The following is a 22568-nucleotide window of genomic DNA, read 5'->3' as shown; positions in this document are numbered from 1 at the left end:
ACTATGAGTCCTAAAAATGATTTTAAGGCTTTCTCTATTAGTCATAACGCCAATGTAGCAAGCCAAGAAAAATATGAAGAGAGTCAAAATTTGAAGACTGGGTTTGAACCCGATGGTATTACCACCCATATATTAAATAAAGCATTACGTCAATCATCCACGATATCCTCTGTAGTCGCTAATTTTATCGCGACACAATCTGGCAATGATGTTCTGGATGACGGAAATATAGAGAAACTCAACGCTCAATTAAATAATGCTCTGGAACAGAAAATGGCACCAAAGGTTCCCGATGCCTCATTAACTCAAAAAGGTATTGTTCAGCTTACCGATGTGGTTGGTAATAGTAATTCACTCGCTGCAACTCAGAAGCTTGTTTCTGATGTAAATGATAATGCTAACAATAAATTAGCCAAAAACCAAAATGGGGCAGATATTCCCAATAAAAACGAGTTTGTGAAAAATCTCGATTTGTTGGAAACCGTCAATTTGGCGAAAAACGCTGTACCGAATAGCAGGAAAATTAATGGTAAGGTGTTGACTGGAGATATCAATTTAGGGGCTGGTGATGTAGGGGCATTTAGGCTTGGATTAACAGGAAAATATTCTGTTGATAACCAGGTCCCGTGGAACGTAGATTCAGGGTCATATGACTTACTGAATTCGAAATTTAGTGATCATGTTGTTCACTTCTATAATGGAGTTGGGAGTTGTCCGGCTTTTCAGTTGAAAGTGCATTACAAAAACGGGGGGATTGCTTATCGCTCGGCGCGCGATAATTATGGATTTGAAGAAGATTGGACTAATATTTATACAACAAAAAACAAACCTACCGTAAATGAACTTGGTTTATCAGACACCGTAACATTGGCAAGAAACGCGGTTCCTAATAGCAGGAGAATTAACGGCAAAGCGCTAACTGAAGACATCAATCTGGTAGCCGGAGATGTGGGGGCGTTTTCACGTGCGGAAGTTGACGAGCGATATCAAAAGAAAGGCCCTAATCAGTGGTGGCGGAAAATAGGAGCCGGTGGAGACAAAGGAAGTAGCATATCACTGAGTCAGGATATACGAGGACGATGTATATATTTACGTACTGTTAGCCAAGGTATATTTTTACCTTTACAAATGCCTCCGATCGATAATATTTTGGTTGGTACAGGGTATGGTTCAAAAGGATGGCTCGTTGTGCATTCGTCAGATGCAGGGCTGAGGTTATCTATAGTAAACCAAGAGGATTGTCCTGATATTACAGAAATTTATATTGCTGATTAAAATTATGGGCTGCATAGCAGCCCTTTTCCCATTTTATTTTTTAGCAAAAAACTTATTCCTCTATTTGATAGAAATATTTATCTAACAAACAAAAAAAATATAATAATTCAATCAACAGACAAAACAATACTATTTTCGTAACCACTATTCTGACACCATCTATTTTAATAAAACTTGTTAAAACCGTTTGAAAATTGACAAAATAGACAAGATAAAATAATTTACAAATGTAAAATAAAAAAACTTTGAATATGCTTTCTATTACAAGACGTTAAACGATTTATTACCGTCAGCCACATACAAACAATCAATCGATTGATTAATAATGTAATCTTATTATCCTCTTTTTGGCGTAGACTATAATTGAAATCAATCTCGATAAATTACCTGTACTATAACTCAATATGTTAATTATAAAAGAATATTATTTACTTAAGGAATATATGTATGAGTCCTAAGAATGATTTTAAAGCGTTTTCTACTAGCAATAATGCTAATGTAGCCAGTCAAGAAATATACGAAAAAAGTCCGAATTTACAAACTGGATTTCCTCCAGAAAATATTACCTCTCATATATTAAATAAAACATTACGCCAGTCGTCCACAATAGCCTCTGTTGTCGCTGATTTTATTGCGACAGAATCTGGCAGTGATGTCTTAGATGATGGTAATATAGCCAAACTCACTACACAATTAAATAAAGCGTTAGAAAAAAAAATTACAACAAAAATTCCCGACGCCTCATTAACACAGAAAGGTATTATTCAGCTTACAAATGTGGTTGGCAATAGCAATACACTGGCTGCAACTCAGAAGCTTGTTTCCGATGTAAATGATAACGCCAATAAAAGACTAGAAAAAACGCAAAACGGCGCGGATATTCCAAATAAAAATGCGTTTGTGAAAAACTTAGGTTTAAATGAAGCGGCAAAACGGGAAGTGGGAACCGGAGTTAATCAAATTCCAGATATGTCATTTTTCACCTCAAACTTGGTTCAGAATGGTTGGCAAAAATTACCCTCAGGTTTAATTGAAATGTGGGGAATAGCAATAGTTTCTCTCGGTGGAAATCCTAATGGCGGATATATTAATAACTTTCCAATACCATTCCCAAATAAATGTTTTAGCATCACGTTAACTCACAATGATTGGGACCCCGGATCAGCAGGAATATTCGGGGCATCCGTATTAAATCAAAGTCAGTTCAAATGTTATAGAAGTTCTACCCCTTATGCACTTGATGTTTATACCTATTTTAGGGCGATAGGATATTAATTAAAAACAATTAATTCATTATGATGATTATTTAATTAAAATTGGCAGAATTTATGAACGATAAAAACTATGTATTCAGTGCATTAAATAGAGCATTTTATCCACTATTATTACAACAGAATTATATTGAAGCTGGCTCATGGCCAAATGACCCTTTACCTGTAACTGATGATATATTCAATGAGTTTTCAGGAATCCCACCCATAGGAAAAATACTTTCCTCTGGTGAAGATGGTCTTCCTTGCTGGGAAAATATCCCACCACCAACAAAAGAGGAATTGATATTTATAGCGGAAAGCCAAAAAACACAATTTATATCTCTTGCAAATGAAAAAATAACTCCACTTTCTGATGCAGTAGAACTTGATATAGCAACAGACGAAGAGATGCTATTACTCAAAGAATGGAAAAAATACCGCGTGATGCTTAACCGGGTTGACACTTCAAACGCACCAGAAATTGACTGGCCAATTAAGCCATTATCGTAATTAACAAAAAGACCGGGATTCAAACAGAATCCGGTCTTAATTATTTTATTATTGCTAATACTACAATGGTAAATATTCAGTCATCATACAATCCATTTCCCGTCAATATTTGTTAACTCATGCGATATTAGTTACATTACCCATCATCGAGATTTAATTTCCATAACAAACCTTCCAATATGGAAATTATTTAAGATGATTTACATAAAATAAAATTTAATTATTCCGATGCGTTTTCAATTGAAATATATTAAATTATTTATCACTTAAAATATACGAAAAACAATTAACCCTATAATCCATAAAGATATTTAATTATTTCTCTTTATCTCTACACTATGAGCGTTGAGAAATTATCTCCACAATAATTTAAGATATTATCTATAAAACTCACCATTGAACCTCAGGAAAATATATATGAATCCAAAAAATGATTTTAAAGCGTTTTCTATTGGTAATAACGCTAATGTAGTTAGCCAAACAATATATGAAGGAGAGCAAAGTTTAAAAACTGGGTTTCCAGAAAGTGATAGAATTTCCCGTCATGTATTAAATAAAGCATTACGTCAGTCGTCAACTATATCCTCTGTTGTAGCTGATTTTATCGCGACAGAATCTGGCAGTGATGTTTTGGATGATGGTAATATAGCCAAACTAACTGCACAATTAAATAAAGCGTTAGAACAAAAAATTATAACTAAAATTCCCGATTTCGCATTGGAAAAAACAAAAAATGGGGCAGATATTCCTAATAAAAATGAGTTTGTGAAAAATCTCGGTTTATTGGAATTATTATTAGCAGGTACTCCTCTGTTTACACAAGGGGGTAATTTCATGACTTTTAAAATTCCATTTTTCATCGGTTCAGAGAGAAAATATATCTTATTCCAATCTGTATATGCAAAGGCTCCTAGTTTAGGTAACGAGGGAACATTCACTATCACATATCCAATTGCATACTCTTATGAACCTCATGCTATACTTTCCAGCATGGGAGGATATATCAGTGGAGGTAACTATGGTGAAGGAGCTGAGATATTAAAAATCAATAAAGAAAACCTAGTAATAATATCACACTGGCAGTCTCGCGATACAACCTTTCCTCCTGTACGCATATTTGTAGTAGGGATATCTAATAACTAACTTTCAACGCTAATAATTGTTATCTATCTTAAATTTTATAATTATTTTGATAAAGCCCTAAAAATTAACTGGCCAGTTGTGCCATTATCGTAATTAATAAAAAGGCCGAGATTCAGGCAGAATCCGGCCTTAATTATTGTATTATTGCTAATCCTACAATGATAAATATTCTGTCATCATACAATCCATTCTCCGTCAATATTTTTTAACTCATGCAACATTAGTTACATTACCAATCATCGAAATTTACTTTCTAGAACAAACTTTTCAATATGGAAATTATTTAAAATAATTCCCGCAAGGAAAAATTAATTATTTCAATATATTCTCAATTGAAATATGTTGAATTATTTATCACTTAAAATATACGAAAAATAATTAACCCCATAAGATATAAAGATATTTAATTATTTTTTATCATCTCTAAACTATGAGCGTTGAGAAATTATCCCTACAATAATTCAAGATGTTATCCATAAAACTCACCATTGAATTTTAGGAAAATATATATGAATCCCAAAAATGATTTTAAAGCGTTTTCTATTGAAAATAACGCTAATGTAGTGAGCCAAGCAGTATATGAAGGAGAGCAAAGTTTAAAAACTGGGTTTCCAGAAAACGATAGAATTTCCCGTCATGTGTTAAATAAAGCATTACGTCAGTCATCAACTATATCCTCTGTCGTAGCTGATTTTATCGCGACAGAATCTGGCAGTGATGTTTTGGATGATGGTGATACCGCAAAACTTACTACTCAATTAAATAGAGCATTAGAACAAAAAATTATAACTAAAATTTCTGACTCCGCATTAGAAAAAGCACAAAACGGCGCAGATATTTATGATAAAAATGCGTTTGTGAAAAATTTAGGTTTAAATGAAGCTGCAAAACGGGAAGTGGGAACTAGAATTAATCAGATTCCAGATATGTCGTTTTTCACCGCAAACTTAGCTCAAGCTGGCTGGCAAAAATTACCTTCAGGTTTAATTGAAATGTGGGGAATTGCACTAGTTAACGGTAGTTTATCTACTAACGCCGGGTATTTAAATTATTTTCCAATACCATTCCCGAATAAATGTTTAAATATCACATTAACTCACTCTGGCCATACTCCTGAAGCAGCCGGGATATTCTCAGTAATGATAGAAAATCAGAGCCAGTTTCGATGTTTTAGAAGTCCTACCGGTTTAGATGCTGATGTTATAGCATTTTTTAGAGCAATAGGGTATTAATTTTATAAAGCATGACCGATTAACCCATTATCGTAATTAATAAAAGGCCGGCATTAAGACAAAACCCGGCCTCAATCATTTTATGAATGAAACAACCTGAGACTCATTGCATCGAATGTAACAGAGTGGCTATCATCGCCGATGTGAAAAACAAAAGATGCTATTATGTAGTGCTAGACTTATATCGTGCTAGACTTCGTTTTTCCATGTAATTTATACTGTGTAGCAATATAACCAGTGTGTAATAGAACGGAATAAGAACCGGCGATAACACACTGAATATAAAGTAAAGAAAAAGTTAATTTATTGAAATGTCGTTATTAATCAAAAAAAGCTGTATCAATTGTGATATGTGTGAACCCGAATGTCCCAATCAGGCTATATCGATGGGAGATGAAATTTATGAGATTGATGCCGACCGTTGCACCGAATGCATCGGTCATTACGATGCTCCAACCTGTCAATCAGTCTGTCCGATAAATAATACTATTATTACCGATCCAGACCGACAAGAAACAGAAGAACAACTGTGGGATAAATTTGTATTACTTCATCATGCAGATAAAATCTGAAATCAACGCTCAAGAATAACGGTCGCACAGGCATAGCGGCGCTCATCAGCTAATGTCACATGCAAAGAGGTCGCCCCCAATTGCTGAGCCAACGCTGCGGCCGCGCCATAGAGCCGCAAAATCGGTTTTCCCAGTGCATCATTGACCACTTCAAACTGATTAAATGCCAGCCCATTACGGATACCCGTTCCTAATGCCTTTGCTGCGGCTTCTTTTACCGCAAAGCGTTTAGCCAAAAAACGAACCGGTTTTTCATGTTGCTGATATTGTTCCCATTCTAATTCACTGAGAATGCGTTTTGCCAAGCGCTCGCCTGAGCGCTCGACAACCCTTTCAATACGGGCAATTTCAACAATATCTGTACCTAACCCAATAATAGCCATTAACGGCGAGCTTTCCGCATTTGGGTTTTCATATCTGCCACAGCAGCGGTCAAACCACTGAATACCGCACGTCCAATAATGGCATGACCAATATTCAACTCATAAATTTCTGGCAGTGCAGCAATACGTTGTACATTATGATATGTCAGCCCATGACCCGCATTCACCGTTAGACCTTTACTCGCTGCATAAGTCGCCGCTTCTTTAATACGATGAAACTCTTTTTCCTGTTCTACTTCATTTTCCGCATCGGCATAAGCACCAGTATGAATTTCAATGAAAGGTGCGCCAACTTCACTAGCCGCATCAATTTGTCGATGTTCCGCATCAATAAATAACGAGACAAGAATACCCGCATCAGATAGACGCTTAACCGCCGCAGCAACCTTATCTTTCTGACCAATAACATCTAAGCCCCCTTCTGTTGTCACTTCCTGCCGCTTTTCAGGCACCAAACAGCAAAATTCAGGTTTAATACGACAGGCAATATCCACCATTTCATCTGTCACGGCCATTTCAAGGTTCATCCGAGTCTGGATGGTTTTCTTCAACAATTCTACATCCCGATCGGTAATATGACGGCGATCTTCACGCAAATGAATGGTAATACCATCGGCTCCCGCTTGTTCCGCAACAAAAGCCGCTTGAACCGGATCAGGATAATTGGTACCGCGGGCATTGCGCACCGTCGCAATATGATCGATATTAACGCCTAATAATACTTCAGCCATATTTATCTCCTGTAGTCATATTAGAATATGACAAGTTTACACTTTCCATCTTGAAGAGAAACAAATTCATTAATTTTCTTTCTTTTCTGGCTTCTGATGTACAAACTGCCGAAATAATTCACGACTTTTTAAAGGTTTGCCACCCAGATAAGGTTTTAATGCAATACGTGTGAAACGCTTTGCTGCCTTTAATGTCGCAGAATCAGGGAATTCACGAGTCGCCAGTGATTTTAATTCGCGTCCGGTAAAACTGTAATGATCAACAACCAAACTAGCGATAAATCCTTTTTCTTCTCTATAACGGTAGGTCATCGTGTCGGCGACAGGTTCACCACTGCCCGCACAATGAAGATAATCAACGCCATAACCAAGATTTGCCAGCAACGCTAGTTCAAACCGACGTAATGCATATTCCGGTGTATATTCACTGGCGGCAAGAATCTGCAAACATTGCAGATAATCAAAGAATAAGGCGGGATAAGCCGTTCCCTGTTCAAGCACTCTTGACAACAATTCATTGATATATAAGCCGCTGTACAACACACTGCCGGTAAGAGGAAGGGCCAGAGAGATAGGATCTGCATCGCGCAGCGTTTTAATTGCCCCCCGCCCACTCCAACGAACCAGCAATGGGGTAAAGGGCTGCAAGCAGCCTTTTAAATTGGAACGACGGCTACGCGCACCTTTTGCCAACACGCTAATTCGCCCTTCATTTTCAGTGAATAGATCCAGTAACAGACTCGTTTCACTGTAAGGACGCCCATGAAGAACAAAAACACGTTGCCAACCGTCCACAGGGATGCCTTATTTCAAATCATCGACGTAACCCAAGCTACGTAACGCTCGCTCATCATCAGCCCAACCCGCTTTAACTTTAACCCACAGTTCTAAGTGGATTTTTACATCAAACAGCCTTTCCATATCCTGACGGGCCTCAATACCAATGGTCTTGATTTTACTGCCTTTATTACCAATAACCATTTTCTTCTGGCCTTCACGCTCAACCAAAATTAAGCCGTGGATATTGTAACCACCGCGTTCATTCGCCACGAACTGCTCAATTTCAACCGTGACAGAATATGGCAATTCATCACCAAGAAAACGCATAAGCTTTTCTCGAATGATTTCAGAAGCCATAAACCGCTGAGAACGGTCAGTAATATAATCTTCCGGGAAATGGTGAGTCGCTTTCGGTATATATCCGCGCACAATTTTGGCAATCGTATCAACATTCATGCCTTTTTCAGCGCTCATCGGGACAACATCAAGAAAACTCATCTGTTTACTGATAAAACCAATATGTGGCAACAAACTGGTTTTATCCGTTACGTTATCCACTTTATTGATAGCCAGTAAAACCGGACAACGCAGATTACGCAGTTTGTTCAGTACCATTTCGTCATCCGGGGTCCAATGAGTCCCTTCGACAACAAAAATAACCAACTCCACATCACCGATAGAACTGCTGGCCGCCCGGTTCATCAACCGGTTAATCGCCCGTTTTTCTTCAATATGTAATCCCGGCGTATCCACATAAATAGTCTGATAAGCCCCTTCCGTATGGATACCCATAATACGGTGACGGGTCGTTTGCGGCTTACGGGAAGTGATAGACACTTTTTGACCTAAAAGCTGATTCAGCAACGTGGATTTCCCCACATTAGGCCGTCCAACTATTGCAACAAATCCGCAATAGGTTTCTTGTTCGCTCATTCAAGCTCCAGTTGTTTTAATGCTTGCTCAGCCGCTGCCTGTTCCGCTTTGCGACGGCTAGAGCCTGTTCCTTTAACTGGCAGTTCGATACCACTCACTTGACAGTGAATAGTAAATTCTTGGTCGTGAGCTTCACCACGAACCATAACAACCAGATATGACGGCAGAGGCAGATGATGCCCCTGCAAATATTCCTGTAAACGGGTTTTCGGATCTTTCTGTTTGTCGCCAGGACTGATTTCATTCAAGCGGGTTTCGTACCATCTCAGGATAATTCTTTCAATAGTCTGGATATCACTATCAAGGAAAATCGCACCAATCAATGCTTCGACGGTATCAGCCAGTATTGATTCACGACGGTAGCCGCCGCTTTTCAGTTCCCCCGGCCCTAAACGAAGGCATTCACCTAATTCAAATTCCCTTGCTAATTCAGCCAGTGTATTACCACGCACCAATGTGGCGCGCATGCGGCTCATATCCCCCTCATCAACACGAGGAAAACGATGATACAACGCATTGGCAATAACAAAACTCAGGATTGAGTCACCAAGAAATTCCAGCCGCTCATTATGTTTACTGCTGGCACTACGATGAGTTAACGCTTGTATCAGCAGATCATGCTGCTCAAAAGTGTACCCCAGCTTACGCTGCAATCTGTTAATTACGATGGGATTCATGTGCTACCAATATCGGTCAGAATTCGTCAAATAAAAACGCACACGCAACAGACCTGTTACAGAAACCCCTGACAAAACTGTTGCGTTTGCACTGGCCCCTTATAGGAGCCAGTCATTAAGTTTGAAAGGACATTCTACACTGTGAGTAAAATTAATGCTTCGCTAATATAAAAATATTAATTAATTCCACCAATACGGCTGAAGCGAACTCCGGTAGGCCATTCCCCTTCCTGTTTTTCAAAACTCATCCAGATGGCGGAAGCTCGACCAACTAGATTCTTCTCAGGGACAAAACCCCATACACGGCTATCAGCGCTATTATCACGGTTATCACCCATCATAAAATAGTGGCCTTCGGGCACAATCCACATTCCCTCTGGCAAGCCAGGTTGACGGAAATTAGGTACCGATAGTACACCTGGAATCTCCAAAATATGGTGAGTTGCCGCGCCCAAATTTTCAATCCGTTCACCCTGCCGCATACTGTAAGGCGGCAACGTTTCTTCAACGGGGATTTGGAAAACACCTACCTTCTTCAGACTTTCACCCTTGGAATCGACACCATACTGCTGCATTGTCCACTCACTTGGGAATAGTGAACCGTAAGAAACCGGTAATTCTTCCTGACAATTCCCTGTTTTGCTGCAATTAGAAAAAATACGCAGCTCTTTCTTTGCCGGATCATAAATAATTTTATCGCCCGGTAAACCAATCACCCGTTTGATGTAGTCAAAACTGGGGTCCAACGGGTATTTAAATACAGCAACATCACCACGCTTTGGTTCGCCGGTCTTAATCAATGTTGTTTGAGTGATAGGATCTTTCAGTCCGTATGAATATTTTTCCACCAGAATGAAATCACCAATCAATAAAGTTGGCATCATGGAACCCGATGGAATCTGAAAAGGCTCATAAACAAAAGAGCGCAGGATCAGAACCACGGCTAACACAGGAAAAATAGATGAACAAGTATCTACCCATGTTGGCTTGTTAATAGTTTCAGCTAGATGCTCCTGATCCATTGTACCTTCTGTCAACTCTTGCAATCTGGCAAGTTTTTTCTTGCGCGCTGGTGCCCATTTGAAACGATCAATACACCAAATAATGCCGGTGACTAACGTTGCCAACGTTAGGATCAGGGCAAAAGTGTTAGCCATTTAGACTCCTTACAAGCTTATTAATTGTCTTTACCAACATGAAGAATGGCTAAGAAAGCTTCCTGTGGTAACTCAACGTTACCCACTTGTTTCATACGCTTCTTACCCTCTTTCTGTTTCTGCAATAGCTTTTTCTTACGGCTGACGTCACCACCATAACACTTCGCCAAGACGTTTTTACGCAATTGCTTCACTGTTGAGCGAGCAATAATATGATTACCAATCGCAGCCTGAATTGCGATATCGAACTGCTGACGAGGAATAAGTTCTTTCATCTTCTCCACCAGCTCCCGGCCACGGTACTGCGCATTACCACGGTGAGTAATCAACGCCAATGCATCAACTCGTTCACCGTTAATCAATACATCCACACGAACCATATCAGATGACTGGAAACGAGTGAAATTATAATCCAGTGAAGCATAACCGCGAGAGGTAGATTTCAATCGATCGAAGAAGTCCAAAACCACTTCTGCCATCGGTATTTCGTAAGTCAGTGCAACCTGTTTACCGTGGTAAACCATGTTGGTTTGCACCCCGCGTTTCTCAACACATAAGGTAATGACATTCCCCAAGTACTCCTGAGGCAACAACATATGGCACTCAGCAATTGGTTCACGCAGCTCTTCAATATTATTCAGCGGTGGTAGTTTAGAGGGGCTATCCACATAGACAATATCGCGGCTAGTTGTCTCCACTTCATACACAACCGTTGGCGCCGTGGTAATAAGGTCGAGATCATATTCACGTTCCAGACGTTCTTGAATAATCTCCATATGCAACAGACCAAGGAAACCGCAGCGGAAACCAAAACCCAATGCAGAAGAACTTTCTGGCTCATAAAATAGTGAAGCGTCATTCAGACTCAATTTACCTAGTGCATCACGGAACGCTTCATAGTCATCAGAACTAACAGGGAACAGCCCTGCATAAACTTGCGGCTTCACTTTTTTAAAGCCCGGAAGTGGTTTTTCCGCAGGTTGACGGGCCAATGTCAAAGTATCCCCGACAGGTGCGCCAAGAATGTCTTTAATTGCACAAACTAACCAGCCCACTTCGCCACAATCTAATACATCACGATCAACACGCTTAGGGGTGAAAATGCCAAGGCGATCGGCGTTATACACCTGACCGGTACTCATCACCTTGATTTTATCACCCTTACGTAAAGTGCCGTTTTTAATCCGCACCAGGGAGACAACACCAAGGTAATTATCAAACCATGAGTCAATGATAAGAGCCTGTAATGGCGCATCAGGATCGCCTTCCGGCGCAGGAATCTCTTTAACCAAGCGCTCAATGACATCTTGTACGCCGACACCCGTTTTGGCTGAACAACGCACTGCATCAGTAGCATCAATACCGACGATATCTTCGATCTCTTCCGCTACACGCTCAGGCTCTGCCGCCGGCAAATCGATTTTGTTCAGAACAGGAACAACTTCTAGATCCATATCCAACGCGGTATAACAGTTAGCCAACGTCTGGGCTTCCACTCCCTGTCCCGCGTCAACCACCAGCAACGCCCCTTCGCAGGCAGCTAGTGAGCGGGAAACTTCATATGAGAAATCAACATGCCCCGGCGTATCGATAAAGTTTAATTGATAGAGTTGCCCATCATTCGCCTTGTAATCCAAGGTAACACTTTGGGCCTTAATGGTGATACCACGCTCACGCTCAAGATCCATTGAATCCAGCACTTGTTCTGCCATCTCACGATCTGTTAAGCCGCCACAAATTTGAATAATACGGTCAGATAACGTCGACTTACCGTGGTCAATGTGAGCAATAATGGAGAAATTTCGTATTTGCTTCATTATAAATATTTTTCTGCCTTGATATTTCTGAGTCATTCGCCTAATGGACACACGAGGGACATAAAGCGACGGTTTATTAGGTCGGCCACCGGCCTGAAAGGCTGTATTCTACATGCCAAATCCACGAAAACCTAGTCATGCCTGCGGCTTTAGAGTATGAGTTGTTAAACGTTTTGGATGATTAAAATAGATTTATTCCCGATGCTAAATGTGAATGGCATCAGGAGGCAAGCCGATTTGTAAAACGACAGGTTGATATTCCAGCCGATTATCCCAGTAAGTGGCGATTCTGCGGGCAAAGAAGAATCCTAACGCGCCTCCTAAAACACCGCCACAAAACACCCACAATTGATTGGTTACCCATAACTGAAAAAGTACCCCACCAAGGAATAACCCAATAAGCGGAGTCAGATAAACCAGCAACGCCGAACGCAGCAAGCTCCCTTCAGGGATACCAACTTCCACTTTTTGCCCCGGTTGCAATGGCTGTGAAATCTCCAGTTCAAGCTGATGTATGCCATCAGACCCTAATTTATTGAGTAAATAAGAACCACACGTCGCTCGCGCCTGACAACTGCCACAGCCAGAAGAGGAACCATAACGTAATAATGCCCGCCCCTGTTGCCAGTGAATCACTGTTGCCCACTCTTTAACCATCAGTCAGCTCCTATAAATGCGACGCCAGCGGCGACACGCTTGGCGGTTGCCAATGGTAGTTCACCAATAATTGTCACCTCATTTGCTCCACGTATCACACTATAAATCGTTCGAGGCCCACCACGGAAAGGATATTCCAACTTACCGGTTTTATTAGCGTTAGTCACATTCACAGAAAAGCTAAATAAGCCATCGCTAAACATAATGGATTCAAGTGAGTCACTATTTGACAATTTACGACGATTACGTGAAACCTCAACGAAACCAGCCGGCAATTTACCCACTTTCCAATTGAATACAACCTTCTCTGACGGTGGAATGACCAGCATTGGCGGCATATTTAAGCGAGTAATCACACTCATTGCATCATTGATGCCCCCACCGATGGTAGAAGAAACCACCCTAAATTGTTCAAGTGCCTCACTATCACGATCAAGTAAATCAATACGTAATGGTAAATGAGTCTCTTCGTCGATTAGTAAAATATAATTATAACGCACTTCATCTTTAGAGGTGATGCGTACAACCCTACAGGGCCTATCACCGATATGGGTACGACCAGCATCAATAAAATTGTAGTATTTTTTCAACTGATTAAAGTCAGCAAAAATGACGGCCGGTAAATAATCAATAATATGATTACCGCTAAGACTGAAAGCATCCAATCCGGGTTCAAAATAACTGATCTCATTACCACGCTGGACAATCTCCCGACGAGAACCATCCATCTGCATAATCTGAGCAATTGGAATATCATCGATAACGGCATGGCGATAACGAACTGAGACGATAGACTGCTGGTTGAGATTAATAAAAGCAAGCTCGTAAGTCAGAGACTGAGTAGCATTACCCATCTCCTGCAACAAAACCTCAGCGCTGCTAAGCTGCGCCGAAGCTTGTAAAGGAGCAAACAAGCAGCCTGCCAGCAAACAGACAGAAAACCAAATACGTTTCATTACCGCTATTGTGTTCCTAAAGATTGCGTTCCGGGAACCGGAATAGCAACCTGTGGTGAAATTCCCCGTTCGTCATTTTGCTTAAAATGCACACGGCGATCGAGTTCATATTGTTGCAGCATGATGTTAATACGCTTATTACGTTCCTGCATTTGAATGCGCTGATCATTGCCAAACAGATCATCACCGGAAGGCACTCCCAAACTCACCGGAGAAGCCGATCCCATCATTGGCAAAGTGTTAAATGCGGGCGTATCAGATTGATATTCAAGATCCTCAACACTATGGCTGTTGTACTGCTGTACACCAACCAATACTGCCAGCGAAACACAGGCTGCAACACTCACTTGAACCATTTGACTCACCCAAGGGCGAAGCTTTTGCCAGAACGGCATTTTTTGCCAGCTCTCTGGTTCAGGTTGGGATTCAGGAATAGCCCCAGCAATGGAATGAACTGGCTCTTTTTCAAGCGCCAATGCAACCCGACTAGCAATATCCAGATGCAATACTTCTGTCACATCACCGCGCAATGTGTCACGGATCAAGTGGTAATTTTCCCAGCGTTTCTGCATTACAGAATCTTTAGACAAAATACTAACGACTTCACTATCAAGAGTTTCGCCATCCATCAATGCGGAAAGTTTTTCTCTTTGCATGTCAAAGTACCCTTCAGTATTGTTCCACTATTTTTAATTTTAAATCAGTGGTTGAATGTTATCATCAATGGCTTCCCTTGCACGGAAGATACGAGAACGAACCGTACCTACCGGACAATTCATAATGGTAGCTATTTCTTCATAGCTTAACCCATCTAATTCCCTCAGCGTTATTGCTATTCGCAAATCTTCGGGAAGAGATTCAATGGTGCGGAAAACCACCTGCCTCAATTCTTCTGACAACATTAAGTTCTCAGGGTTCGAAATTTCTTTTAATCCATTCGAAATTTCATAATTTTCCGCATCACTGGCATCCAAATCACTGGACGGAGGACGGCGCCCTTGAGCGGTCAGATAATTCTTCGCAGTATTTACTGCTATACGGTACAACCAAGTATAAAAAGCACTATCACCACGAAACGAAGCCAATGCCCGATAGGCTTTAATAAATGTTTCCTGAGCAACGTCAGGAACATCACCCTGCGGAATATAGCGGGATAAAAGACTCGCTACTTTATGCTGATATCTGACTACCAGTAGGTTAAACGCCTTTTGGTCACCTTTCTGCACTCGCTCAACCAGCATTTGATCCGTTAACTGCTCGCTCATCCGAGGTTAAATCTCCCGAAGCAAAGCTCCACATTGATATTTACTGAACTAACCATGATGTCCTATTCCCAAGCAAGCATGGCTTTGAGTAATAAAATTCTGCGAAGTTCAATTTCCGCCATCATTTTGTTGCAATCATCGCCTTTCTCATATCTGATAGGCTAACATGATTTTTACCCATCTTCTTCATACATCATCAATTATGCAATCATTATTCTCACAACATTACAGCGATGTACTTATTATCGGCAGCGGTGTCGCCGGCCTATCTCTGGCTTTACGGCTGGCCTCACAATATAAAGTCACTGTATTAAGTAAGAGTATTCTCAGCGAAGGGGCATCCTATTATGCACAGGGCGGTATCGCCGCTGTATTTGATAAAACAGACAGTATCGAATCTCATGTTGAAGATACCCTTATCGCCGGAGCTGGGCTTTGCGATAAAAGCGCTGTTGAGTTTATCACCAGCAATGCCCGTCCTTGCGTGCAATGGTTGGTTGATCAAGGTGTTATGTTTGATACAGAAACCAGCAAAGAGGGAGAAAAACAATATCATCTGACCCGTGAAGGTGGTCACAGCCATCGGCGTATTCTGCATCATGCTGATACAACGGGCAAAGAGGTAGAAACGACACTGGTTGATAAAGCGATTTCTCATCCGAATATCACGGTGAGAGAGCGCTGCAATGCGGTTGATTTAATTACTTCAAATAAAGCCCGGTTAGATGGTGAGAACCGAGTCGTCGGCGCTTATATCTGGAACCGTCAGCAAGAACAGGTGGAAACTTATCGCGCTAAGGTCGTGGTACTGGCAACAGGCGGTGCGGCTAAGGTCTATCAATATACGACAAATCCCGATATCTCATCCGGTGATGGCATTGCAATGGCATGGCGTGCGGGCTGCCGTATCGCCAATCTGGAATTTAACCAGTTTCACCCGACCTGCCTATTCCATCCTCAGGCACGCAATTTCTTGTTGACAGAAGCTCTGCGAGGTGAAGGCGCATATCTGAAACGACCGGATGGTAGTCGTTTTATGCCTGATTTTGATGAACGCGCTGAACTAGCCCCTCGCGACATCGTAGCGCGAGCAATTGACCATGAAATGAAACGCCTTGGTGCTGACTGTATGTTTCTGGATATCAGCCACAAACCAGCGGATTTCATTACCCAGCATTTTCCAATGATTTATGAAAAATTGCTGACACTGGGCTTTGATCTAACAAAAGAACCGATCCCAATCGTTCCTGCTGCGCATTACACCTGCGGCGGTATTGTTGTCGATCACCAGGGACGCTCTGACCTCAACAACTTATATGCTATCGGTGAAGTCAGCTATACGGGCCTACACGGTGCGAACCGTATGGCGTCTAATTCTCTGCTGGAGTGTCTGGTGTATGGTTGGTCTGCTGCGGAGGATATCCAACAACAGATTGAAAAAATAGAAGAAATACCGCAACTCCCCTTCTGGGATGAGAGCCGTGTTGACAATTCAGATGAACAAGTCGTCATTCAGCACAACTGGCACGAATTACGTCTATTTATGTGGGATTACGTCGGTATTGTACGTACAACCAAACGCCTGGAACGAGCACTGCGCCGTATTAATATGCTGCAACAGGAAATTCACGATTATTATTCCAATTTCAGGATTTCTAACAATCTGCTGGAATTACGAAATCTGGTGCAAGTCGCCGAATTAATCGTGCGTTGTGCGTTAGAAAGGAAAGAGAGCCGAGGTCTGCATTTCACACTGGATTATCCCGATTTACTGCCAGAGTCAAAACCAACGATTTTGACACCCTGATCTTTGCTGGCAAAATCTCTGCATGACCACGCTCCGGCGTGGTTCTTTCAATAACTCAATAAATAATTCAATAATAGAGATAGAAATCCGTCACCAACTGCTGAAATTCTTGCGTATATGCACCATCTGGCTGACGAATAGTCAATTCACTGATCAAACCGGTTTTTTCCTTACGGGAAAATGCCAATAGCATCCGATGCAATGGCTTGCTTTGCCTGTCGCGGATATTGACCCGATGATGAGAAAACCAGCCCAGACGACATGCCATTGTTTCAAATTCCTCACCAATGGCATATGGCAATACCACACAAAACAGACCATCCGCTGTAATCAACTTCTCTGCATATTGCAATAATCGCCGGTGAGTCAGCGACCCCGTATAACGAGCCTGTTCCCTCGCCTCATTTCGACAAGCAACAGCCGGCTCAAAATAGGGAGGATTGCTGACAATTAAGTCATAACATTGCGAATACTGTTCAGCGAAATCACCAATATCCTGCTGATAAACATCTATTTTTCTCTGCCAGGGAGATTGTTCCGCATTATCTTGCGCCTGCAATGCAGCCGCTGTATCCAGCTCCACTGCGTCAATTTTGGTATTCTCATTCGTACGCTGTGCTAACATCAACGCAATCAGCCCACTGCCACAGCCGATATCTAAAATCGCTTTTTTGTCACTCACCGGAGCCCATGCTCCCAATAAAACGCCATCAGTCCCGACTTTCATCGCACACCGATCATGACCAACAAAAAACTGCTTGAAAGTAAATCCATCCCGGCGTAAAGGTCGTTTCTGTTTCAAATTAATAACCTATATCTATTTAGCACAATAAATTTCGCTATAGGATAAGGGTTATTATGTTTCGATAAAAGCTATCTACTCTTAACTGACCGCTTTAATAGATGAACAATACGTCCAACCTGTTTATAATCGGCGGCCTAAACAGAGGTATATAATGACTGCAACAAACTTTTCTGAACTTGAGCTTGATGAACGCCTGCTTGACGCCCTGAATGATAAAGGTTACTCCCGCCCGACAGCAATTCAGGCTGCGGCTATTCCAGCCGCAATGGACGGGCGTGATGTACTAGGATCGGCGCCTACCGGTACTGGTAAAACCGCAGCTTACCTGCTGCCAGCTATGCAACATTTATTGGATTTTCCACGTAAAAAATCTGGACCACCACGTATTCTGATCCTGACGCCCACCCGAGAGCTAGCCATGCAAGTGGCAGATCAAGCAAAAGAATTCGCTGCGCATACCAATTTGGATATCGCTACCATTACCGGTGGCGTAGCCTATATGAATCACGCAGAAATTTTCAGCGAAAATCAAGATATTGTCGTCGCCACTACAGGCCGTCTGCTGCAATATATCAAGGAAGAAAACTTTGATTGCCGGGCAGTTGAAACACTGATCCTTGATGAAGCCGATCGTATGCTGGATATGGGTTTTGCCAACGATATTGAAACCATCGCGGGTGAAACTCGTTGGCGTAAACAGACCATGCTGTTCTCTGCCACTCTGGAAGGGGAAGCCATTCGTGATTTTGCTGAGCGCTTACTGGAAGATCCAGTTGAGATTGATGCTGAACCATCACGCCGTGAACGCAAAAAAATCCAGCAATTTTACTACCGTGCAGACAATTTGGCACACAAAACAGCCCTGCTTTGCCATTTACTGAAACAACCCGATGTCACTAAATCCATTATCTTTGTTCGCAAACGTGAACGTGTACACGAACTTGTGGGTGAATTGCATCAAGCCGGCATTAAAGCCCGGTTCCTTGAAGGGGAAATGGTACAGGCTAAAAGGACGGAAGCGGTTAAGCTCCTGAATGATGGCAGCGTCACTGTTCTGGTTGCAACAGACGTTGCTGCCCGTGGATTGGATATTGATGATATCAGCCATGTTTTCAATTTCGATTTACCGCGTACCGCTGATGTTTATCTACACCGTATTGGCCGGACAGCTCGCGCAGGTCGCAAAGGCACTGCAATTACCTTAGTGGAAGCGCATGATCATTCTTTATTAGGCAAAATCAGTCGTTATCTGAATGAACCACTAAAGTCGCGGATGGTTGATGAACTTCGCCCAACAACCAAAGCACCAAGTGACAAAGCCCACAATAAGCCATCGAAAAAAGTATTGGCTAAACGCAAAGAGAAAAAGAAAGCGGAAGAATCGAAGAAAAAAGCTAAAATACGTCATCGAGATAGCAAAAATATCGGTAAACGCCGTAAACCTTCCGGTAATCCAAAACCGGAAGCGCCAACCAATAGCAATGCGTAAATCTTTAAACGGGCCAATTGGCCCGTTAATTATAATATGCAGTTTCGCGTAGCAAGATTATTCTGTGAGTAAATAGGGTCCTCAGCAAACGCTTCTTTATTTCTATAAATAATTCATCAGGTATTTTGCCATCCCGAGTTTTTGCAATCGATTATTTAATCGGTTTATGACAGGATTTATCTCCCGTCCCAATTAGAAACTTTATTAAAATCTGCCCCTTTTGGAAAGTATTGCCGAATTAGCCCATTTATATCCTCATTCACCCTTTTTTCCCAAAGGAATAAGGATTAGCTAAATGAATATCTGTATTTAATTTTTTGCTAATAATTTTGTAGGGCGAATGCTCTTTACACCTGTAACTCACACTACACTGACTGGCGATCCAAATGGTCTCCCCTCATCACAGATACAGCATGGCTGGGGAGAACAGAAAGTATTAGAGTTTCATAAACACTATTTGTAGACATTCTTGGTCCTATTTCTGTACCAAGGAATAAAAAGATTTAGCGTTCCGCCCCAGAAAATACCGTCAAGCACACCATTGCTAAAGCCAAAAAACAGATTGAAATGTAACGAATGCAACAACGCAGGGTGAATACTTAACATAGCCGTAATAATAAACTTAACGATAAATGTGATAACAATCAGCATCAGCGTTAACGAAGTGCCAGGACGGATGATTAAATCACTGCCTGCTTTTTCACGTAATCTTGGTTGAGAACGCCACAAACCCCATCCCACTATAATCCCGACGAGTAAGCCTGCTATCATCGTTATCAAGGCTAAATCTGAGAATATGGTTTCATAAATGACGCTATATACTCCCCAGACCAGGAATACTATTGGTAGTAAGAAAAGGCGATCAATTCGCATTTCACGATCGTACAAGGCACTAATCCCGCGCCTGATGAGAAAAGCAAAAAGAATCCAGACCCATATTGGGGTATCTTTAATAATGGTGGTCAGTGACATGTTATTCTCCTTTCATATTTTGCGAGTGATCGCAGCAAATGCGATGGCAGTGATTCCAATAGCACTAACGATCGCAGTCAATGTTAGCGTTTCAGAATATCCCACCATTGCACCGATGATTCCTGCTCCAAGATAAATGAATGGGTGCGCACCACTGGTAACAAAAGTATCTACCGCTACAACTTTTCCAAGGTCTTTTTCCGGAGAGAGGGTTTGCATAGCAGTGGCCCAACCAGTAAGCCAAGATGCCTCAACAATCCCAACAAACATTGCCCCCAGAATGACCATCCAAGCGAAGCCCCCCATACCCAATAAAAGCATTGCACTACAAAGAAATAAACCACAGATTACGGCAAGTCGTATTAGACGTTGGTGACCAGCAGTAAGTACTGTGATAACAGATCCAATACATGCACCAGCTCCCGAAGCTGCTAGACAAAACCCCCACATCGTATCGCTGAATCGATCACTGATTGCGTATGGAGCGATGACTAAGAAAATAGGGAAGCACAACACATTCAGGATCAATGTCGCGATAAACCCAAGTAACAATACAGAGTTACCAGTAATGACTGTAATACCATTCAATATCTCACGTATAGAGAATTTATCATCGGAACCACGAATCCCTATATCAGGTATCAGGGCAGTAAAAAAAGCTGCTGCGAAAAATGTAATACCATCAACCAGTATTCCCCATGCTGGTTCCCACAATATGATCATCACTCCTATTGTGGCCGGAAAGACTACTGCCACAAAGTTATCTACAAAATTCATGGCTCCATTTCCTGCCACTAAGGCTTGCTTGGGTAGCAAATTTACAAGCAGAACTTGAGCGCATGGGCGAGAAACGCCAATGCCAATGCCAAATATTAAATAGGCAAGTACTAATCCCCACCACGGAGCGTTTAACACAAGTAACATAGTTGCAGCAACTTGCGCCAACCCTCTGGCAGTATCTGTCGCAATGAGAATGTGTTTTGGTGACTTTCTGTCTGCTAGCAGACCTCCAGCGACAGCCCCAATGACCGTCCCTAATCCTACCGCAGCCATGACGACACCAAAAACCTCCCCGCTAAGTTTGGCATGAATCAACGCAACAGGAAGGGCAGCTAAACAGACCGCATCACCAATCATTGACAAGCCTTGACCAATAAGCAATTTCCGGAATGATGAGGAGCGTAATACCTCGGAATAAGGTGATGCTCGTTCAGTGAATGAAGTCATTTGTTTCTCCGCAAATATAGATACGTCCATCTGTTTTATGATTTTAGATGTGAAATTTTGCAGTTTTCGGCAGAATACCGTTCATGTTCATCTACGAATTGCGGCCCAGGTTTTTTTCGTTTCTCAACTCAGTATCTTGAAGAATTGCATACCCACCGAATTCCTCCAGAATGGAAACGCCATCAATAATCATCCAAGGAAGATAGACATTTTCACTCATTGTTTTCCAATTCTTGATCTCAGTTTGCAGAAATCTCAGGGAAGCATTAAATCTTAGTGAGTTTATTCTAGCAATCACACAAGTTTTTGATCATCTATAATAAATGGTCAGGCTTAAAGCGACCACAACTGTAGCTAATTGGCTTCACCTCTAACAGTTATTTCGAGAAAAATTACTTTCAAAACAACCACGCTACCGCCAATTTATATACGTGAATGCAATATAAATATAACACTTCTCACAAGCTTATTCTTCTACCTTTAATTTAAATTAAAGTCAAACTCAAATAAATATGAATTATTTTTTTGAGATAAAGATCAAAGAAAACTTAAATAAGTGAATATTATTTAATGTTAATTACGAGTTCTATTATTTATTTTTCATAAAAATATTCCACATTAGTAAATTAATTTAATTTTCTCCATACTAGCACAGAATAAAGAAATATCTTCTCTAAAAAAATAATTTAACATTTTACGCCAAAAAACTTACTATAACACTTATGTCTTTTTATTTTTCCAGACTAGGCAGCCAGATACTGGCTCCATAAATCTCTTAACTTTCCATAATCATTACTACATATAACAACAAAGGTAATTAAAATTAACGATTTCGCTTAATAAAACCAGATAAAAATATCATAGCAATGTAGATATCATTTATCGTGTAAGCCCACTATGGGAAACCGAAACATATTTAAGGGAATA

23 protein-coding genes are annotated in these 22568 nt (G+C 41.2%); 8 read left to right on the top strand and 15 right to left on the bottom strand.

Annotated features, from left to right (window positions below):
- Positions 1-3 precede the first annotated feature (3 nt).
- The 6 genes from EAE93_RS24415 to EAE93_RS06080 all read left to right on the top strand — a co-directional run bounded on the left by EAE93_RS24415 (position 4) and on the right by EAE93_RS06080 (position 5985).
- The gene (locus tag EAE93_RS24415; RefSeq protein WP_235319422.1) at positions 4-1275 is read left to right on the top strand and encodes a phage tail protein; all 1272 of its coding nucleotides are present in this window, start codon (positions 4-6) and stop codon (positions 1273-1275) included.
- Positions 1276-1722: 447 nt separating this feature from the next.
- A complete protein-coding gene (locus EAE93_RS06100) occupies positions 1723-2550 on the top strand; it encodes a phage tail protein (RefSeq protein ID WP_065389020.1) in 828 nt (275 codons plus the stop codon).
- Positions 2551-2603: 53 nt separating this feature from the next.
- Positions 2604-3038: a tail fiber assembly protein gene (locus EAE93_RS06095; protein ID WP_214039295.1), complete on the top strand. Its 435-nt coding sequence runs from the start codon at positions 2604-2606 to the stop codon at positions 3036-3038.
- A gap of 417 nt (positions 3039-3455) precedes the next feature.
- Positions 3456-4181, top strand: a complete 726-nt coding sequence (locus tag EAE93_RS24410; protein ID WP_250150899.1) for a hypothetical protein — start codon at positions 3456-3458, stop codon at positions 4179-4181.
- Between the two features lie 509 nt (positions 4182-4690).
- A complete protein-coding gene (locus tag EAE93_RS06085) occupies positions 4691-5413 on the top strand; it encodes a gp53-like domain-containing protein (RefSeq protein ID WP_036810469.1) in 723 nt (240 codons plus the stop codon).
- Positions 5414-5724: 311 nt separating this feature from the next.
- On the top strand, positions 5725-5985 hold the full coding sequence (locus EAE93_RS06080) for a YfhL family 4Fe-4S dicluster ferredoxin (protein WP_036777793.1): 261 nt from the start codon (positions 5725-5727) through the stop codon (positions 5983-5985).
- 2 nt (positions 5986-5987) lie between these two features.
- Here the strand turns inward: EAE93_RS06080 and acpS are convergent, their stop codons facing one another.
- The 11 genes from acpS to rpoE all read right to left on the bottom strand — a co-directional run bounded on the left by acpS (position 5988) and on the right by rpoE (position 15341).
- Positions 5988-6368, bottom strand: a complete 381-nt coding sequence (gene acpS, locus EAE93_RS06075) for a holo-ACP synthase (protein ID WP_214039294.1) — start codon at positions 6366-6368, stop codon at positions 5988-5990.
- A complete protein-coding gene (pdxJ, locus tag EAE93_RS06070) occupies positions 6368-7099 on the bottom strand; it encodes a pyridoxine 5'-phosphate synthase (protein WP_040149407.1) in 732 nt (243 codons plus the stop codon). Before pdxJ ends, acpS begins: the two co-directional genes overlap by 1 nt.
- Before the next feature lie 69 nt (positions 7100-7168).
- On the bottom strand, positions 7169-7894 hold the full coding sequence (gene recO, locus EAE93_RS06065) for a DNA repair protein RecO (RefSeq protein ID WP_214039293.1): 726 nt from the start codon (positions 7892-7894) through the stop codon (positions 7169-7171).
- Positions 7895-7903: 9 nt separating this feature from the next.
- Positions 7904-8812 carry a GTPase Era gene (era, locus tag EAE93_RS06060; protein ID WP_036777798.1) on the bottom strand — a complete coding sequence of 303 codons (909 nt, stop codon included), beginning with the start codon at positions 8810-8812 and terminating at the stop codon, positions 7904-7906.
- The gene (gene rnc / locus EAE93_RS06055) at positions 8809-9489 is read right to left on the bottom strand and encodes a ribonuclease III (protein ID WP_036777800.1); all 681 of its coding nucleotides are present in this window, start codon (positions 9487-9489) and stop codon (positions 8809-8811) included. Before rnc ends, era begins: the two co-directional genes overlap by 4 nt.
- Positions 9490-9665: 176 nt before the next feature.
- Entirely contained in the window at positions 9666-10646 is a 981-nt protein-coding gene (gene lepB / locus EAE93_RS06050; protein WP_036777802.1) for a signal peptidase I, read from the bottom strand.
- Between the two features lie 20 nt (positions 10647-10666).
- The gene (gene lepA, locus EAE93_RS06045) at positions 10667-12463 is read right to left on the bottom strand and encodes a translation elongation factor 4 (protein WP_036777862.1); all 1797 of its coding nucleotides are present in this window, start codon (positions 12461-12463) and stop codon (positions 10667-10669) included.
- A 204-nt stretch (positions 12464-12667) separates the two neighbouring features.
- Positions 12668-13120: a SoxR-reducing system protein RseC gene (gene rseC / locus EAE93_RS06040; RefSeq protein WP_214039292.1), complete on the bottom strand. Its 453-nt coding sequence runs from the start codon at positions 13118-13120 to the stop codon at positions 12668-12670.
- The gene (gene rseB, locus EAE93_RS06035) at positions 13120-14076 is read right to left on the bottom strand and encodes a sigma-E factor regulatory protein RseB (protein WP_036777806.1); all 957 of its coding nucleotides are present in this window, start codon (positions 14074-14076) and stop codon (positions 13120-13122) included. The genes rseC and rseB overlap by 1 nt, the downstream gene beginning before the upstream one ends.
- A gap of 5 nt (positions 14077-14081) precedes the next feature.
- A complete protein-coding gene (gene rseA, locus EAE93_RS06030; RefSeq protein WP_036777808.1) occupies positions 14082-14732 on the bottom strand; it encodes an anti-sigma-E factor RseA in 651 nt (216 codons plus the stop codon).
- A gap of 39 nt (positions 14733-14771) precedes the next feature.
- The gene (gene rpoE, locus EAE93_RS06025) at positions 14772-15341 is read right to left on the bottom strand and encodes an RNA polymerase sigma factor RpoE (RefSeq protein WP_036777809.1); all 570 of its coding nucleotides are present in this window, start codon (positions 15339-15341) and stop codon (positions 14772-14774) included.
- A gap of 166 nt (positions 15342-15507) precedes the next feature.
- Here rpoE and nadB point away from each other — a divergent pair, with 166 nt between their 5' ends.
- Complete coding sequence (gene nadB / locus EAE93_RS06020; RefSeq protein WP_036810479.1) at positions 15508-17148, top strand: L-aspartate oxidase; 1641 nt, start codon at positions 15508-15510, stop codon at positions 17146-17148.
- Between the two features lie 67 nt (positions 17149-17215).
- Here nadB and trmN read toward each other — a convergent pair whose 3' ends face one another.
- The gene (gene trmN / locus EAE93_RS06015; RefSeq protein ID WP_214039291.1) at positions 17216-17950 is read right to left on the bottom strand and encodes a tRNA(1)(Val) (adenine(37)-N(6))-methyltransferase TrmN; all 735 of its coding nucleotides are present in this window, start codon (positions 17948-17950) and stop codon (positions 17216-17218) included.
- Between the two features lie 154 nt (positions 17951-18104).
- On the opposite strand from trmN, the gene srmB reads away from it, so the two are divergent.
- Positions 18105-19442 carry an ATP-dependent RNA helicase SrmB gene (gene srmB / locus EAE93_RS06010; protein ID WP_110086324.1) on the top strand — a complete coding sequence of 446 codons (1338 nt, stop codon included), beginning with the start codon at positions 18105-18107 and terminating at the stop codon, positions 19440-19442.
- Between the two features lie 453 nt (positions 19443-19895).
- On the opposite strand, the gene EAE93_RS06005 is transcribed toward srmB, so the two are convergent.
- The 3 genes from EAE93_RS06005 to EAE93_RS25045 all read right to left on the bottom strand — a co-directional run bounded on the left by EAE93_RS06005 (position 19896) and on the right by EAE93_RS25045 (position 21861).
- On the bottom strand, positions 19896-20414 hold the full coding sequence (locus tag EAE93_RS06005; protein ID WP_036810485.1) for a DUF6622 family protein: 519 nt from the start codon (positions 20412-20414) through the stop codon (positions 19896-19898).
- Between the two features lie 12 nt (positions 20415-20426).
- Positions 20427-21641 (bottom strand): MFS transporter, encoded by a 1215-nt coding sequence (locus EAE93_RS06000; protein ID WP_044467031.1) that lies wholly within the window; start codon positions 21639-21641, stop codon positions 20427-20429.
- Positions 21642-21732: 91 nt separating this feature from the next.
- Complete coding sequence (locus EAE93_RS25045) at positions 21733-21861, bottom strand: hypothetical protein (RefSeq protein ID WP_269468825.1); 129 nt, start codon at positions 21859-21861, stop codon at positions 21733-21735.
- Between the last annotated feature and the right edge of the window lie 707 nt (positions 21862-22568).

It is taken from the genome of Photorhabdus akhurstii (assembly GCF_018448925.1).
GTDB classification, from domain to species: domain Bacteria; phylum Pseudomonadota; class Gammaproteobacteria; order Enterobacterales; family Enterobacteriaceae; genus Photorhabdus; species Photorhabdus akhurstii.
Note: the sequence above shows the minus strand (reverse complement) of the source record. Positions and strands in the feature narration are given on the sequence as shown.